The organism is Flavobacterium zubiriense (assembly GCF_041729725.1).
Lineage (GTDB): Bacteria > Bacteroidota > Bacteroidia > Flavobacteriales > Flavobacteriaceae > Flavobacterium > Flavobacterium zubiriense.
Genome location: NZ_JBCFQL010000018.1, coordinates 1 through 14,844 on the forward strand (window position 1 = coordinate 1; position 14,844 = coordinate 14,844).

General features: G+C 33.5%; 11 protein-coding genes. 7 read left to right on the forward strand and 4 right to left on the reverse strand.

The window, feature by feature from the left end; all coding sequences use genetic code 11:
* Positions 1 to 141 precede the first annotated feature (141 nt).
* Both AAGV28_RS14690 and AAGV28_RS14695 read left to right on the forward strand, forming a co-directional pair.
* The gene (locus tag AAGV28_RS14690) at positions 142 to 1,680 is read left to right on the forward strand and encodes a SulP family inorganic anion transporter (RefSeq protein WP_373407510.1); all 1,539 of its coding nucleotides are present in this window, start codon (positions 142 to 144) and stop codon (positions 1,678 to 1,680) included.
* A 183-nt stretch (positions 1,681 to 1,863) separates the two neighbouring features.
* Positions 1,864 to 2,961, forward strand: a complete 1,098-nt coding sequence (locus AAGV28_RS14695) for an IS4 family transposase (protein WP_373407511.1) — start codon at positions 1,864 to 1,866, stop codon at positions 2,959 to 2,961.
* A gap of 89 nt (positions 2,962 to 3,050) precedes the next feature.
* Here AAGV28_RS14695 and acs read toward each other — a convergent pair whose 3' ends face one another.
* A complete protein-coding gene (acs, locus tag AAGV28_RS14700) occupies positions 3,051 to 4,958 on the reverse strand; it encodes an acetate--CoA ligase (protein ID WP_373407512.1) in 1,908 nt (635 codons plus the stop codon).
* A gap of 292 nt (positions 4,959 to 5,250) precedes the next feature.
* Here acs and AAGV28_RS14705 point away from each other — a divergent pair, with 292 nt between their 5' ends.
* The 4 genes from AAGV28_RS14705 (at position 5,251) to AAGV28_RS14720 (ending at position 8,436) form a co-directional block, all read left to right on the forward strand.
* Complete coding sequence (locus tag AAGV28_RS14705; RefSeq protein WP_373407513.1) at positions 5,251 to 5,676, forward strand: MarR family winged helix-turn-helix transcriptional regulator; 426 nt, start codon at positions 5,251 to 5,253, stop codon at positions 5,674 to 5,676.
* A gap of 6 nt (positions 5,677 to 5,682) precedes the next feature.
* Positions 5,683 to 6,315 carry a nitroreductase family protein gene (locus AAGV28_RS14710; RefSeq protein ID WP_373407514.1) on the forward strand — a complete coding sequence of 211 codons (633 nt, stop codon included), beginning with the start codon at positions 5,683 to 5,685 and terminating at the stop codon, positions 6,313 to 6,315.
* A 484-nt stretch (positions 6,316 to 6,799) separates the two neighbouring features.
* Positions 6,800 to 7,144: a helix-turn-helix domain-containing protein gene (locus AAGV28_RS14715; protein ID WP_373407515.1), complete on the forward strand. Its 345-nt coding sequence runs from the start codon at positions 6,800 to 6,802 to the stop codon at positions 7,142 to 7,144.
* Complete coding sequence (locus AAGV28_RS14720) at positions 7,144 to 8,436, forward strand: type II toxin-antitoxin system HipA family toxin (protein WP_373407516.1); 1,293 nt, start codon at positions 7,144 to 7,146, stop codon at positions 8,434 to 8,436. The genes AAGV28_RS14715 and AAGV28_RS14720 overlap by 1 nt, the downstream gene beginning before the upstream one ends.
* Before the next feature lie 233 nt (positions 8,437 to 8,669).
* Here AAGV28_RS14720 and AAGV28_RS14725 read toward each other — a convergent pair whose 3' ends face one another.
* From AAGV28_RS14725 to AAGV28_RS14735, 3 genes are read right to left on the reverse strand one after another with little or no spacing between them, the layout of a single operon-like run.
* Positions 8,670 to 9,821: a glycoside hydrolase family protein gene (locus tag AAGV28_RS14725; RefSeq protein ID WP_373407517.1), complete on the reverse strand. Its 1,152-nt coding sequence runs from the start codon at positions 9,819 to 9,821 to the stop codon at positions 8,670 to 8,672.
* Positions 9,822 to 10,961 carry a UDP-galactopyranose mutase gene (gene glf / locus AAGV28_RS14730; protein ID WP_373407518.1) on the reverse strand — a complete coding sequence of 380 codons (1,140 nt, stop codon included), beginning with the start codon at positions 10,959 to 10,961 and terminating at the stop codon, positions 9,822 to 9,824. It lies immediately after the preceding gene.
* Positions 10,958 to 12,097 (reverse strand): glycosyltransferase, encoded by a 1,140-nt coding sequence (locus AAGV28_RS14735; protein WP_373407519.1) that lies wholly within the window; start codon positions 12,095 to 12,097, stop codon positions 10,958 to 10,960. The genes glf and AAGV28_RS14735 overlap by 4 nt, the downstream gene beginning before the upstream one ends.
* Before the next feature lie 592 nt (positions 12,098 to 12,689).
* On the opposite strand from AAGV28_RS14735, the gene AAGV28_RS14740 reads away from it, so the two are divergent.
* Positions 12,690 to 14,834, forward strand: a complete 2,145-nt coding sequence (locus AAGV28_RS14740) for a catalase (RefSeq protein WP_373407520.1) — start codon at positions 12,690 to 12,692, stop codon at positions 14,832 to 14,834.
* Positions 14,835 to 14,844: the final 10 nt, after the last annotated feature.

Below are 14,844 nucleotides of genomic sequence, written 5' to 3' on the forward strand. Positions count from 1 at the left end.
AACGGTATACTTTCATAAAATTTTACTCTCTTCGATTTTTGTATTTACACTAAGGATAATTCCTAAAACCATTTTATTAATTTTTTTTCGATATGATTTCAATATTTGAAATGATATCACAAAACCAATTTTATTTTTTTTATGAAAAAAGTATTTAACTTATTTGATTTATCTCAAAAGGTAAATTACAAAACAGAAATTTTAGCTGGTTTAACGGTCGCCATGACCATGATTCCAGAGTCACTTTCTTTTGCAATTTTGGCTGGTTTTCCTCCATTATCTGGACTCTATGCTTCATTTATTGCGGGATTAATAACAGCCATTTTTGGCGGACGTCCTGGAATGATTTCTGGTGGAGCAGGAGCAACCGTAATTACATTGATTGCATTAATGAAATCGAATGGTTTAGAGTATGTATTTGCTGCTGTGGCTTTAGCTGGAGTCATCCAAATTTTGATTGGTGTGTTTAAATGGGGTAAATTTATTCGATTAGTACCACAACCGGTTATGTTTGGTTTTGTGAATGGTTTAGCCATAATTATTTTTATGTCCCAACTAGAACAATTTAAAACAGTAATTAATGGCGAAAGTACCTGGCTCACAGGAACTCCCATGTTAATTATGGCAGGTTTGGTAGCCTTGACCATTGCAATTGTTATTCTTTTGCCTAAAATAACTAAGGCAGTTCCTGCTTCTCTAGTGGCAATTATTGTAGTTTTTGGACTGGTTTTAGGGTTAGGAATCGAAACTAAAACAGTAGCAGATATAGCATCGGTTAGTGGAGGTTTTCCGCCTTTTCATATTCCGAATATTCCTTTTAGTTTAGAAGCTTTAAAGATTATTTTACCTTATAGTTTGGTTGTAGCAGCTGTTGGATTAACGGAGGGGTTGTTGACTCTAAGTTTAGTAGATGAAATTACAGAAACTACTGGAAATGGTAATAGAGAATGTGTGGCTCAAGGTAGCTCAAACATATTAAATGGGTTTTTCTTTGGAATGGGTGGTTGTCCAATGATTGCACAAACGTTAGTAAATTTATCGGCAGGTTCCAGAGCGCGTTTGTCGGGAATAATCGCTGCATTAACTATTTTATGTATTATTTTGTTTGCATCTCCAGTTATTGAAAAATTACCAATGGCGGCTTTAGTTGGTGTGATGATTATGGTGGCAATTGGTACCTTTGAATGGATTAGTCTTAGAATCATCAATAAAATGCCAAGACAGGATATTTTTGTGGGTATTTTAGTAGCTATTATTACTATTCTATTACACAATTTAGCTGTAGCGGTACTAATAGGAGTTATCATTTCGGCACTGGTTTTTGCCTGGGAAAGTGCTAAACGCATTCGTGCTAAAAAATACATCGATGATAAAGGAGTGAAGCATTATGAAATATATGGTCCTTTATTTTTTGGATCATCTGCTACTTTTTCTGAAAAATTTGATGTATCGAATGATCCAATTGAGGTAGTCATTGATTTTAAAGAAAGTAAAATTGTCGATATGAGTGCTATTGATGCGGTACACAAAATTACCGAGCGTTATGCTAAAATAGGGAAGACAGTTCATTTACGTCATTTAAGCCAAGATTGTCGTAAATTATTAGAGAATGCACAAGGAGTTATTGATGTGAATATTATGGAAGACCCTAGTTATAAAGTTTTAATAGATAAGATTTAATTAAAAAAAACTTCCTAAGAATTTTTTGTTCTTAGGAAGTTTTTAATTTAAAGTTTAAATTAAAATTTTTAGTACATGACAAAAATATATTTCATTGAAAATCAATAAAATAAGTAATAATAAATTAGGGTAAAAGACTGATATTCATTACATTAAAGAATTATTACCACATAATTTTTTCTAATGAAGAACACCAGTCTAGAGGATAAAGATACATCGTTAATATCAGTATTGCAAGGTCATTTTAAAGGCGAATTCAATTTGGCTAGGGTCAAGCTCATGGTTTTATTTATAACAGCTTTATGTAAAATAAAGACAATTAATTATGATAGACTTGCCTCTGGATTTGAGGTAAAAGCGGATAAAAATAGTTCTTACAGAAGAATCCAACGATTTATGAAGGAAGTTGATTTTCCGATGAAGACAATTTCGGGTCTGATATTCAATTTATTACCGATAAAAGATGATTTGGTATTGGTTTTAGATAGAACGAATTGGAAATTTGGGTCGAAGGACATCAATATATTAATGCTGGGGGTGAGTTATAAAAATGTAGCTTTTCCGTTAATGTTCAAAATGTTAGACAAACAAGGAAATTCCGACACAGAGGAGCGAATTGATTTGATTAAGAAATATATTGAGTGGTTTGGAAAACAAAGTATTAATTGCTTATTAGCCGATAGAGAATTTGTTGGTAGCAAATGGCTGGAATTCTTGAACAATGAAAATATTCGATATTACATCCGAATTAGGAATAATTTCAAAATTTATTCATACCAAAAGCAAAGAGAAATAAAAGCATTTTGGTTGTTCAATAATTTGAAAGTAGGTGAGTTTTATCATTATCCCAAAATAATAAAGTTACACGAACAAAAATGTTATCTCTCTGGTAGTAAAACAATTGACAGAGACGGAAATATGGAATTTTTAATTATAGTTTCGTTCAACAAACCAGAGCAAGCAATGGAGTATTACAAACAACGTTGGCAAATTGAAAGCCTTTTTAGAGGATTAAAAAGCAGTGGATTTAATATAGAAGATACACGTGTAACTGATTTAGAAAGATTAGAAAAATTATTCTCATTGACAATGATTGCTTTTGTATGGTGCTACAAAATTGGCGACTATTTAGATAAAAACATCAAAAAAATAGTAATAAAAAAGCATGGCAGAAGAGCGGTAAACGTGTTTAAATACGGATTAGATTACTTGTCGAAATTTCTTTCAACAGGAATCAAGTCTTTGGAAAACAATCTGTTTTGCTTTTTGTCGTGTACTTAATAAAAATAATTTAAAATTTTTCTCAAAAAAGAAATGAGGGACTTACTAGCCCCTCATAAAAAAATTTCTGCTCATCAATACAGCTTCGTTTATTTTTTTTCATTTTGAATCTCTTCAATAATTTCAGGATTCAATAAAGTACTCATGTCGCCATAATCTGTAAAATTACCTTCAGCAATTTTTCTAAGGATTCTACGCATAATTTTTCCCGAACGTGTTTTAGGTAATCCTGAAACAAATTGAATTTTATCTAATTTAGCGATAGGACCTACGTGATCTGTAATGTGTTGGTTAATTTCGATAAAAAGATTTTCCTTATTTCTAATTTCTCCCGACTCTTTTAAAATAACATATCCATATAACGCTTTACCTTTTACGTCATGTGGAAAACCTACTACGGCACTTTCGGCAACGGCAGGATGTTCATTGATAGCGTCTTCTATTGGTGCTGTACCTAAATTATGTCCAGAAACAATGATTACATCATCTACTCTACCTGTAATCCTATAGTAACCTACTTCATCACGCAAAGCACCGTCACCTGTAAAAAATTTACCTGGATATTGAGAAAAATAAGTATCCTTATAGCGTTGGTGGTCATTCCAGATAGTTCTTGCCATACCTGGCCATGGAAACTTAATACATAAACTTCCTACCACTTGATTACCTTCTATTTCATTTCTCTTATCATCCATTAAAACAGCTTGGATTCCTGGTAAAGGGAAAGTTGCATAAGTAGGTTTTGTAGGTGTTATAAAAGCCAATGGCGAAATCATAATTCCTCCAGTTTCTGTTTGCCACCAAGTATCCACTACTGGACATTTTTTTTGTCCTACGTGATCATTAAACCAGTGCCAAGCTTCTTCGTTGATAGGCTCACCTACTGACCCAATTACTTTTAAACTTTCTAAATGGTATTTTTGAACATATTCTATTTTTTCTTTGGCCAAAGCTCTAATAGCAGTTGGTGCCGTGTAAAACTGACTCACCTTATGTTTTTCAATAACTTGCCAAAAACGACTGTGGTCTGGGTAAGAAGGTACACCTTCAAATATTACAGTTGTTGCTCCATTCAATAATGGTCCGTATAAAATATAGGAATGTCCTGTTATCCAACCAATATCGGCAGTACACCAGTGCACATCATTTTCTTCATAACTAAAAACATTTTTGAAGGTATAGGCGGTAAAAACCATATAACCAGCTGTAGTATGTACCATTCCTTTTGGACTTCCAGTAGAACCAGAAGTATAAAGAATAAACAAAGGATCTTCGGCATCCATAATTTCGGCTACACTATTATCTGAAGCCTCTTCTAATAAAGGTTGTAACCAAATGTCTCTGCCTTCTTTCATGTTCACTGCTGTATTAGTCCTTTTAACCACTAAAACAGTACTAACTGTTGGACTTTTTTCTAATGCTTCGTCAACAATTTCTTTTAATTCAATAGTTTTATTTCCTCTAAAACCACCATCAGAAGTAATAACCATTTTACTTTCACTATCATTTATTCTAGTTTCTAAGGCTTTGGATGAAAAACCCGCAAAAACTACTGAATGAATCGCTCCAATTCTAGCACAAGCCAAAATAGCTACAGCTAATTCAGGAATCATGGGTAAGTAAATACAAACACGATCTCCTTTTTTTACGCCTTGCTCGCGCAAAACATTAGCCATTTTACACACTCTTTGATGCAATTCATTATAGGTAATGTGTAATGCTTCTTCGTCTGGATTGTTGGGTTCAAAAATTATGGCAGTCTTCTCTCCTCTTTTATTTAAGTGTCTGTCAATACAATTTTTGGTGATATTTAGTTTTGCACCAGCAAACCACTGAACATCAGCTTCTGTCATATCAAATTCTACTACTTTGTCCCATGGCTGGTACCAGGTAAAATTTTCTTCGGCAATTTTTCCCCAAAATTTTCTTGGTTCACGAATTGACTTATTGTAATGCTTAAAATATTGCTCTAAATTATCAACTTTATAGTAACTCATCCCTCTTTGTATTTTTTATAAATGTATTAAATCTGATTCTATTTTTAAAACAAAATATATCATAAATCAGTGCAATTTAATTAAAATAATGAAATTCAATCCCAACAAAAATGCTAATTATTCAAAATGCCTTTTAAAAACACTAAATCCATAAAATTAGAAAAGTCAAATAAACAAATTACTATCACAAATAAATAATTTCAAAAGTTATAAAAAGATTAAATTATACAAAATTATATTGTGTAAAATATAATTGTGCTTATATTTGCATTCTAATTCCGTAATTATAATTATGAACGATTTATTAAATCTTAAAAATCAGGTTTGTTTTCCTATCTACGCTTTAGCTAAAGAAGTAATCAATCAGTATCGTCCATTATTAGAAGAACTTGATGTTACTTACCCGCAATACTTAGTACTCATGGTTTTGTGGGATCTGGAAGAACAAACAGTAGGACAGTTAGGAGAAAAACTTTTCCTGGATAGCGGAACTTTAACACCTCTATTAAAAAGAATGGAACAAAAAAATATGGTAATACGAAAAAGATCTTCAAATGATGAACGTATTGTTAAATTATCACTAACACAAAAAGGTCTGGATTTGAAAGAAAAAGCAGAATACATCCCTCAACGCTTAATGGAATCTATGAAAGTTTCGGAAGATGAACTCATTGAATTAAAAATAATAATTACAAAAATCTTAAATAAACAAAAATAAAAACAAATGTCATTAATAGAAAATTTAAATTGGAGACATGCCGTAAAAGCATATAATCCTACCAAAAAGGTTAGCGAAGAAAACGTCGATAAAATAGTAGAAGCAGCACGTTTAACCCCTACTTCTTCAGGTTTACAGCCTTTTAGAGCAATTGTAATACGAGATGCCGAAATAAAGAAAAAACTAGCAAAAGGGGCATTAAACCCAGAGTGTATGGAGAACTGTTCACATGTGATCATCTTTGCAGCATGGGATAGATACACAGCAGAACGCATTGATAAAGTGTACGATTTTACAACGGATGAAAGAGACTTACCTAGAGGCAGGTTTGAAAGCTACACAAATAAATTAAAAGAAATATATCTTAAACAGCCTGCGGAACTTAATTTTGCTCACACTGCTCGCCAAACCTACATTGCTTTAGGATTGGCTTTAGCACAAGCTGCTGAATTGAGAATAGCAAGTACTCCTGTTGAAGGATTCAATAATGAACTAGTCGATGAAGTACTGGATCTTAAAAAATACGGACTAAAAAGTGTTTCCCTTATGTATATTGGCTATTCCGATATAGAGAACGATTGGATTGCACCTATGAAAAAAGTACGAATTCCTAAAGAAGAATTTGTTTTAGAATTCTAAACAAAATCGTATTTCAAAACATTAAATCTTCCTTCATTAATAAAATAATGAAGGAAGATTTTTTTTTTGAACTTAAGAAACTAAACCGCAATAGACTAAAAGCCTCCATGTGAAAACCCTAGAATTAGCGTATTATACCAATTAGATACATAAAAAAGTCCAATTATTTTTTATCACATCAAGCGCAGTCCAGATGCAATTAGGGCTATCGACTGCGCTCGAACTGACAAAAGACCAATTTATATTTCTAAACGCTATTATTCAATTTTAAAATGAAGGTAATCATGAAAACTACGATTTATATTTTAGTATTTTTTAAAAATATAATAATGGTAAAAACTAACATTAACCCTTATTTATGTACTTAAAGATGGTTTTTACCAACATTTTTTTAAAATTCACATAAAGTAAGTATTTAATAATAATTATTTTTGTTATATTTGATGGTAATTACCAATACTAATTATATTTAAAAGCAATAACAATGGGAAATACCAACACTAAATGGATAGCAATGAGCGATAGCGCTATCGTAAGTGAAATTGGAAAATTCATTAAAAACGAACGCTTGAACAATAATAAAACCCAGGCACAATTAGCAATTGAGGCGGGTATCAACCGATGGACTATCAGTCAAATTGAAAATGGGGAAGCCATCACAATGCTTTCATTAATTCAAATATTGAGGGCGTTAAACAGTTTACATTTGTTAGAAATTTTCTCTGTAAAACAAGAAATAAGCCCAATAGAACTCGCTAAAATGGACAAAAATAAAAGGCAACGCGCTAGAAATAACAAACCAGACAATTCATCAAACTCTACTTGGTAATGATAACAACAGCTTTCGTGAAAATATGGGGTAAAACTGTAGGCGCCGTTGCATGGAATAAGGAAACAGGTATTGCTAGTTTTGAATACGAACCTAAATTCGTTACCTCAAAATCAGATTTAGCGCCACTAAAAATGCCTATAGCAAATAGCAACAAACGCATTTTTTCGTTTCCAGAACTAAGAAATATTCAAACATTCAAAGGATTACCCGGTTTATTAGCGGATGTACTTCCTGACAATTACGGAAATCAATTAATTAACAGCTGGCTAGCCCAAAATGGTCGTCCTGAAAACAGTATGAATCCAATTGAATTGCTATGTTTTATAGGAACTCGAGGCATGGGTGCTTTAGAATTTGAACCATCACAATTAAAACCTATTAAAAGAGCTTTTGATATTGAAATAGATAATTTGGTTCATATTTCTCAAAAAATGTTGGCCAAAAGAGAACATTTTGAAACCAACTTAAGCGATGATGAACAAAAAGCCATGTTAGACATCCTTAAAATAGGAACTTCAGCAGGAGGTGCGCGTCCAAAAGCTATTATTGCCTACAATGAAAAAACAGGGCAAGTAAAATCAGGGCAAACAATTGCTCCCAAAGGATTTGAACATTGGTTAATTAAATTAGACACTGTAAGCGATGCTCAATTTGGCGAAAGCACAGGATATGGCCGGATAGAAATGGCATACTACCTCATGGCAAAAGCATGTGGAATTGAAATGATGGAATGTAAATTGCTGGAGGAAAACGGCAGAGCACATTTCATGACCAAACGTTTTGACCGTGAAGGTGGTGCACAAAAACACCATATACAAACCTTATGTGCCATGCAACATTACGATTTTAATCAAATTACAAGTTTTAGTTACGAACAAGTTTTTCAAACCATGCGTTTGTTAAGACTGCCCTACCCCCAAGCCGAACAAATGTTTAGAAGAATGGTCTTTAATGTAATTGCTAGAAATTGTGATGATCACACCAAAAATTTTGCTTTTAGATTAAAAGAAGATAGCAACTGGGAATTAGCTCCTGCTTATGATATTTGCTATGCTTATCGTCCCGATAGTGATTGGGTAAGCCAACACAATTTGAGCATTAACGGAAAAAGAAAGGACATCACAAAAGAAGATCTTTTACAAGTAGCCAAAACAATGAACATTAAAAAAGCACCTGCAATTATTGAGCAAATTAGTGATACTGTTGGCAACTGGTGTGAATTTGCAGAGAAAGCCAAGGTGGAAAATAATTTAAAAGAAAAAATTGCCAACTCACATTTAGTAATATAATGATGTTTTTGAATATGTATTTGTAACTATATCAAACGAGTGTTGTTTTTTACCATCATCCGCAATTTTAAATACTTGTATAATTCACAAAAAAAGCATTGTTCACATTCCCTAAACTAACAAAAAAAAACACCTATTGCATAATGAGATGTGAAGAATTATTACCTTTTCCGTTTTATCAATAAGAAAATTAAAGAGTGCTCTTTTTTAAGAAACGTAACTCGTTAATAATCCTATTTTTGCCAATATTTTAAAGAAAAATCAAATTGATTAAGAACCGTTTGCTTTTCCTTTAAATCGGTTTGTGCTTTTATTACCGCATCAACATATTCCTGATGTGCAATTCGATTAGCGTTTTGGTCTAAATCCCAAATCCCACATTGGCAATAACTGCTTAAATTATCCCAGTCTGGTCTGTCGGTTACAGGATAAATACAAATTCCTCTCAAATCCACTCCGTTATCTTTGGCAAGCACACACTCCTCTATAATTTCTTCCAGCCAATCCACTCTACCAGTGCCAAAATGTCCAGTCTCTGAGATAAATACAGGTTTATTATAGCGTTCGTATGCCATTTGCAATAATTCTGAAAATGGCATTCTTTTCTGCTCTTTATCAGGCCAAACCAGCGGTTCTCCGTTTACTTCCCATTGGCAGTTCCAGTAATAATTAAATCCCAGAATATCCAAAAAATCTTCAGCTCCACCAAGTTCAGGACACATTCTACCTCCTATAATGTCCATTGCCTGAAATTGGTTTTCATTCAATTCATGCACCTCATTTTGAAAATCGGACACATGAATTTTTACCAAAGGTTCTACCATAATAATTCGGCATTCTGGACGCACATTTTTAAGCATTTTTATGCCTAAAATCGCAGCTTTGCACAAATGGTATTTAATATCCCATCCGCTATTTACAGCAAATGGGACTGTTCCTCTCACATCACCGGAATGCCAGGATAGAAAGCTAATTTCGTTTATTGGAACAACAAATAAAGGCTCTTTTGTATTCGCTTTATAAAACAAAGCAAATGCTTCACATAATTGCACGAATCGTTTACAAAAATGAGGATGCGTGGGATAAATACCATCAGGATAACCAAAATGAATTAAATCCCAAATTTGTTGAATACCCAATTTTTCTGCCGCCAACATTCGGTTATGGACTTCTGAAAAATCAAAAACTCCAGGAGACGTTTCAACTGCACTCCAACAAACACCTTCGCGAACGGTTTTTATACCAATAGCTATCAAGGCTTGATAATCTTCCAGAACACGAATATCATGTTGGGTTTCTTTTAAAAGATTAACTCTTTCACCAGACCGATTGATATGATCTGCACATTCATAACCTCCTATAAAAAAAGTATTGAAAAGTTCCATTTATACTGCTGTTTTATAAATATTTTTTTTGTCTTTTTCGAGTTGATTAAATAAGTCCAAAGCATTTTTGAACGCCTGATCCATATTAAAATATTTGTAATTAGCCAGTCTTCCCACAAAATGAACGTCAACTAACTTGTCCGCTTCGGTTTTGTAATAGGCATAAACTTCCTGATTTCGTGGGTTTGGAACTGGATAATACGGCTCTCCTTCGTCAACAGTAAATTCTTTTACAACAGTAGTTTTTTCAGATTTTTGATTTCCAAAATGTTTGTATTCAATAATTCTTGTAAAACCAACCTCAGTTCCTGGATAATTTACCACTGAGTTTTCCTGAAAGAATTCAGCATCGACGGTTTCACTAACAAAATTGATAGAGCGGTATTCTAATTTTTCTAGAAAACCGTGAGTAAATTCGAAAAAACGATCTACAGGTCCGGTATAAAACAGTTTTTCATAAGTGGTATACTGGTCTTTTATATCAAAATAATCCGTTTCTAATACTACTTCAATATTAGGATGGTCAAGTATTTTTTCGAACAATTGCGTATAACCACCTTTCGGCAAAGCCTGATAGGTATCTGAGAAATAACGGTCATCATAATTGGTTCTAACTGGAATTCTTTCTAAAACTGAAGCATCTAATTCGGCTGGATATTTATCCCATTGTTTCTTAGTATAATGCTTAAACATTTTTTCATACAAAACTGTTCCAACTCGGTTTAAAACGGCTTCTTCACCATTTGAAGGTTTTTCAATAGGCATACGGTTTTCTTCGAGCCAAATTTTCATTTCCTCTTCATTAGTAATATTAATATCAAATAATTCATTTACCGTAGTAATATTTACTGGAATTGGAACCGTTTTGTTATCAACCCTGGCAATTACTTTGTGTTCCCAAGGATACCAGTCAGAGAATTTGTTGACATATTTCCATACTGATTCTTCATTGGTATGAAATAAATGAGCACCATATTTAGAAACTAAAATGCCGTTACCATCTATATAATCGTAGCAGTTTCCTGCAATATGATTGCGTTTCTCTATAATTAAAACTTTTTTTCCAATTGCCGCATAGCGTTCTGCTAATACACACCCCGAAATACCTGCACCAATAATTAAAATGTCTATATTTTTCATTTTGCAAACGTTTTTATAATTAATTTCATTTTTTCAGCAGTAACATCCCAAGATGTTTTTTCTAAAATTTTATTGTATTCTATTTCCATCGACAAACGATCTGTTTTATCTAATAATGATACGACAGCATCGGAAAAATCATCTGCGGTTTCAATTAAACTGACACAAATACTATAATCGCGAACTACATCAATAATTTTAGTTGAAATAATGGGCTTTCCAGCCGCCATGTATTCTAATGTTTTGGTTGGGCTTATATATTTAGTAGCATCATTTAATGCAAAAGGCATCATAGCAATATCAAACGCTTTTAGGTAATGAGGCAATTCATCATAAGATTTCATTCCGAAATAATGAATATTGGATTCTCTTGGAAGATCGCTTTCTTCAATTTTTGCCAAAGGTCCAATCATCACAAAACAAACACCAGGCAATTTTTTAGCCACCTCATGGAGCAATTGCAAATTGATACGTTCGTCGATTACGCCATAATAGCCTACTATAGGTGATTTTAACTTGGCAATATCATTAGGAATAGCAATACCATTTAAAGCTTGGGAAAAATGATACTCATCTACCGAACTCGGAAAGCAATGCACGTTCTTGTGAAATCGTTTTTTTGATTCGTATAATGATTTCCCACCGGTAAAAATTATATTGGCTTGAGACATAAGGTATTTTTCCTGATTAATTAAGTGCATTGGAGCGTTTTTAAATAAAGAAAGTTCATCCATGCAATCATAAACTACATTTTCAAAGTGAATGGATTCCAGTATAGGACAAAAAGCGGCTGAATAAAACCATCCCAAAGAAATAATTTTGTTACTAACATATTTTGGAATGATTGCCGCTATGGATTGTATGTCTTTTACATTAGGTTGTAAAACGTGTAGCATTTCATTAATAATGATAAGATTTCCCGAATTTTCATTTTCATTATAATGCAATGGCTCTTCAACAAAAAGAATTTTCATTGTTTTTGCCATTCGACTAATGATATGTTGCGGACGCTGATAAACAAATTGCCATCTTAAATGACAAAACACAATCATATCATAATGTTGTGATGCATCCTGATTAGATAAAGCTTTTTTGTTGAACATATTTTTCTGAGTATTTTTTAAGTTGTCTATCATCTTGTTAATTTAAGTTACTGATTTGAGGTAAAATGGGAATAATTGGTGTATAATCAATATAAAAGCAAGTATTGTTGGCTCCTGATATAATGCAGTTTTTTACTAAATTTTTCTTTTAAAAATTTCCACTATATTTTTTTAAATGGAGGATATCCAATGCTTTTAATTTAGTTCCAAAACTACTGTTGGCAATAAGAGCATACTTACAACTTTGACTACTAACTTTTATATAATTACCAGTTGAGTTCAATAAAGATTTATTGGATGTGTGGTAATACAGAAGGCTCTGATAAAGCTCCAGAAGCTAATTTTCCATTGTAATACCTATACTTTTTACGTAAAAGGTTCTTACTCCACAAAAAAACCTTTGATTTACAAAGACATAGACTCTTAAATTAAAATATTCTGTGTGAAATTCATAACAAATGGTAATTGTGTAAGCATCCTAAAAAATTCTATAAATTCAGATTAATCATATAATCTATATTTGATTTGCTAGAAGATTACAATTTATAAATGCCTTTATATCTGACAAATAAAAACATTAAACTCTAGCAACTTAAAAAAACATTTAACTACTAAATTTTATTAGATGAAAAATTTACAGGACGAAAAACAGCGTGATTTATCCATAAACAAATCAGATGGAACTAACAAGTTTCTGACTACTGATCAGGGTGTCCGCATTAATGATGATAACAATTCGCTGAAAGCTGGTGAAAGAGGACCTTCCCTGCTGGAAGATTTTATCTTGAGAGAAAAAATTACTCATTTTGACCACGAACGTATTCCAGAAAGAATAGTGCATGCTAGAGGTTCAGGAGCACACGGTTTTTTTGAAGTAACCAAGCCAATACCCGAATTAACAAAAGCGGGATTCCTTCAAGAAGCAGGATTGAAAACTCCTGTTTTTGCAAGATTTTCAACAGTAGCTGGCTCTAGAGGTTCTACTGACCTTGCCAGAGATGCCAGAGGATTTGCCGTTAAATTTTATACGCAAGAAGGAATTTATGATTTGGTATCCAATAATATTCCCGTCTTTTTTATTCAGGATGCTTCAAAATTTCCGGATCTTGTTCATGCAGTAAAACCAGAACCTCACAATGAAATGCCACAGGCAGCATCTGCACATGATACGTTTTGGGATTTTATTTCGCTAATGCCCGAATCCATGCACATGATTATGTGGGTAATGTCTGATCGTGCTATTCCAAGAAGCTACCGCATGATGGAAGGTTTTGGCGTTCATACGTTTAGATTAATCAATGAAGCAGGCGAATCTACTTTTGTAAAATTCCACTGGAAACCTAAATTAGGAACACATGCTGTAGTATGGGACGAAGCCCAAAAAATATCAGGAAAAAATCCTGACTTTCACAGACAAGATTTATGGGAAGCTATAGAGACGGGTAATTTTCCAGAATGGGAATTAGGGGTACAAATAATTCCTGCGGAAGATGAGCACAAATATGAATTTGACTTACTGGATCCAACAAAACTTGTTCCCGAAGAATTAGTACCTGTTACTATAGTAGGAAGAATGGTGTTGAATAAGAATCCAGATAATTTCTTTGCCGAAACGGAACAAATTGCTTTTCATCCAGGGCATGTTGTACCTGGAATTGATTTTTCTAATGACCCTTTGCTTCAAGGAAGATTATTTTCTTATACGGATACACAACTTTCGAGATTAGGAAGTCCAAATTTTCATGAAATCCCAATCAACAGAAGCATTGCACCAGTTAGCAACAACCAGCGGGATGGACATATGCGTCAGGAAATTAATAAAGGTCGAGTGAGTTATCATCCTAATTCACTTGGAGGAGGTTGCCCTTATCAAGCTCAAATTAGCGAAGGTGGCTTTGCAAGTTTCAACGAACGTGTTGATGCACATAAGGTAAGAGAAAGAAGCGAAAGTTTTGCCGATCATTTTGGTCAGGCTAAATTATTCTTTAATAGTCAAACTGATACCGAAAAAAGCCATATCGTAAAAGCATTGCGCTTTGAACTTGGGAAAGTAGAAACTACTGCTATTAGAGTGAGAATGTTAGGACTTTTGTCTCAGGTTGATATGCAATTAGCCGAAAAAGTAGCCATTGGTCTTGGTGCTATTGTTCCGCCCGTTCTAGAAACCCCTATAAACAAAGGAGTGTCACCTGAAAATGAAATGTCTAGAAAACAGGAACCTAAAACTGTGGATTCTTCGGTTGCTTCCTCTGACGCACTTTCTATGCTTAAAAACCCAACCAATTCTCCAACTATTGCATCTAGAAAAGTAGCTATTATTTGTGCCGATGGAGTTTCGGAAGCAGCGGTCATGAATATGAAAAACGCTCTCATCAAAGAAGATGCAAAAGGATTTATAATTGCACCACATCTTGGATCAGTTCTAACCGATGCAGATGGAGCCATTGCGGCTGACTTTAGTTTCCTGACTGCCTCATCAGTTCTTTTTGATGCGGTTTACATTCCACACAGTCAGGGTTGTAGTATATTGGCTAAAAATGAAGATGTGATGGAATTCCTAAACGATGCCTACAAACATTGTAAAGTGATTGGTGCTGATGGTGAATCCATAGAATTGATAAACTCAGCATCTTTTGCTTTGAAAATAACTAATGATGATGCTGGTATCCTGTTAAACAGTGCTATTGCATCCGAAACTTTTACACAAAATTTCATAGCCGCTATGGGAGAGCATCGTTTTTGGGAACGTGAAACCAACTTATACAACTAACTATTAAAAT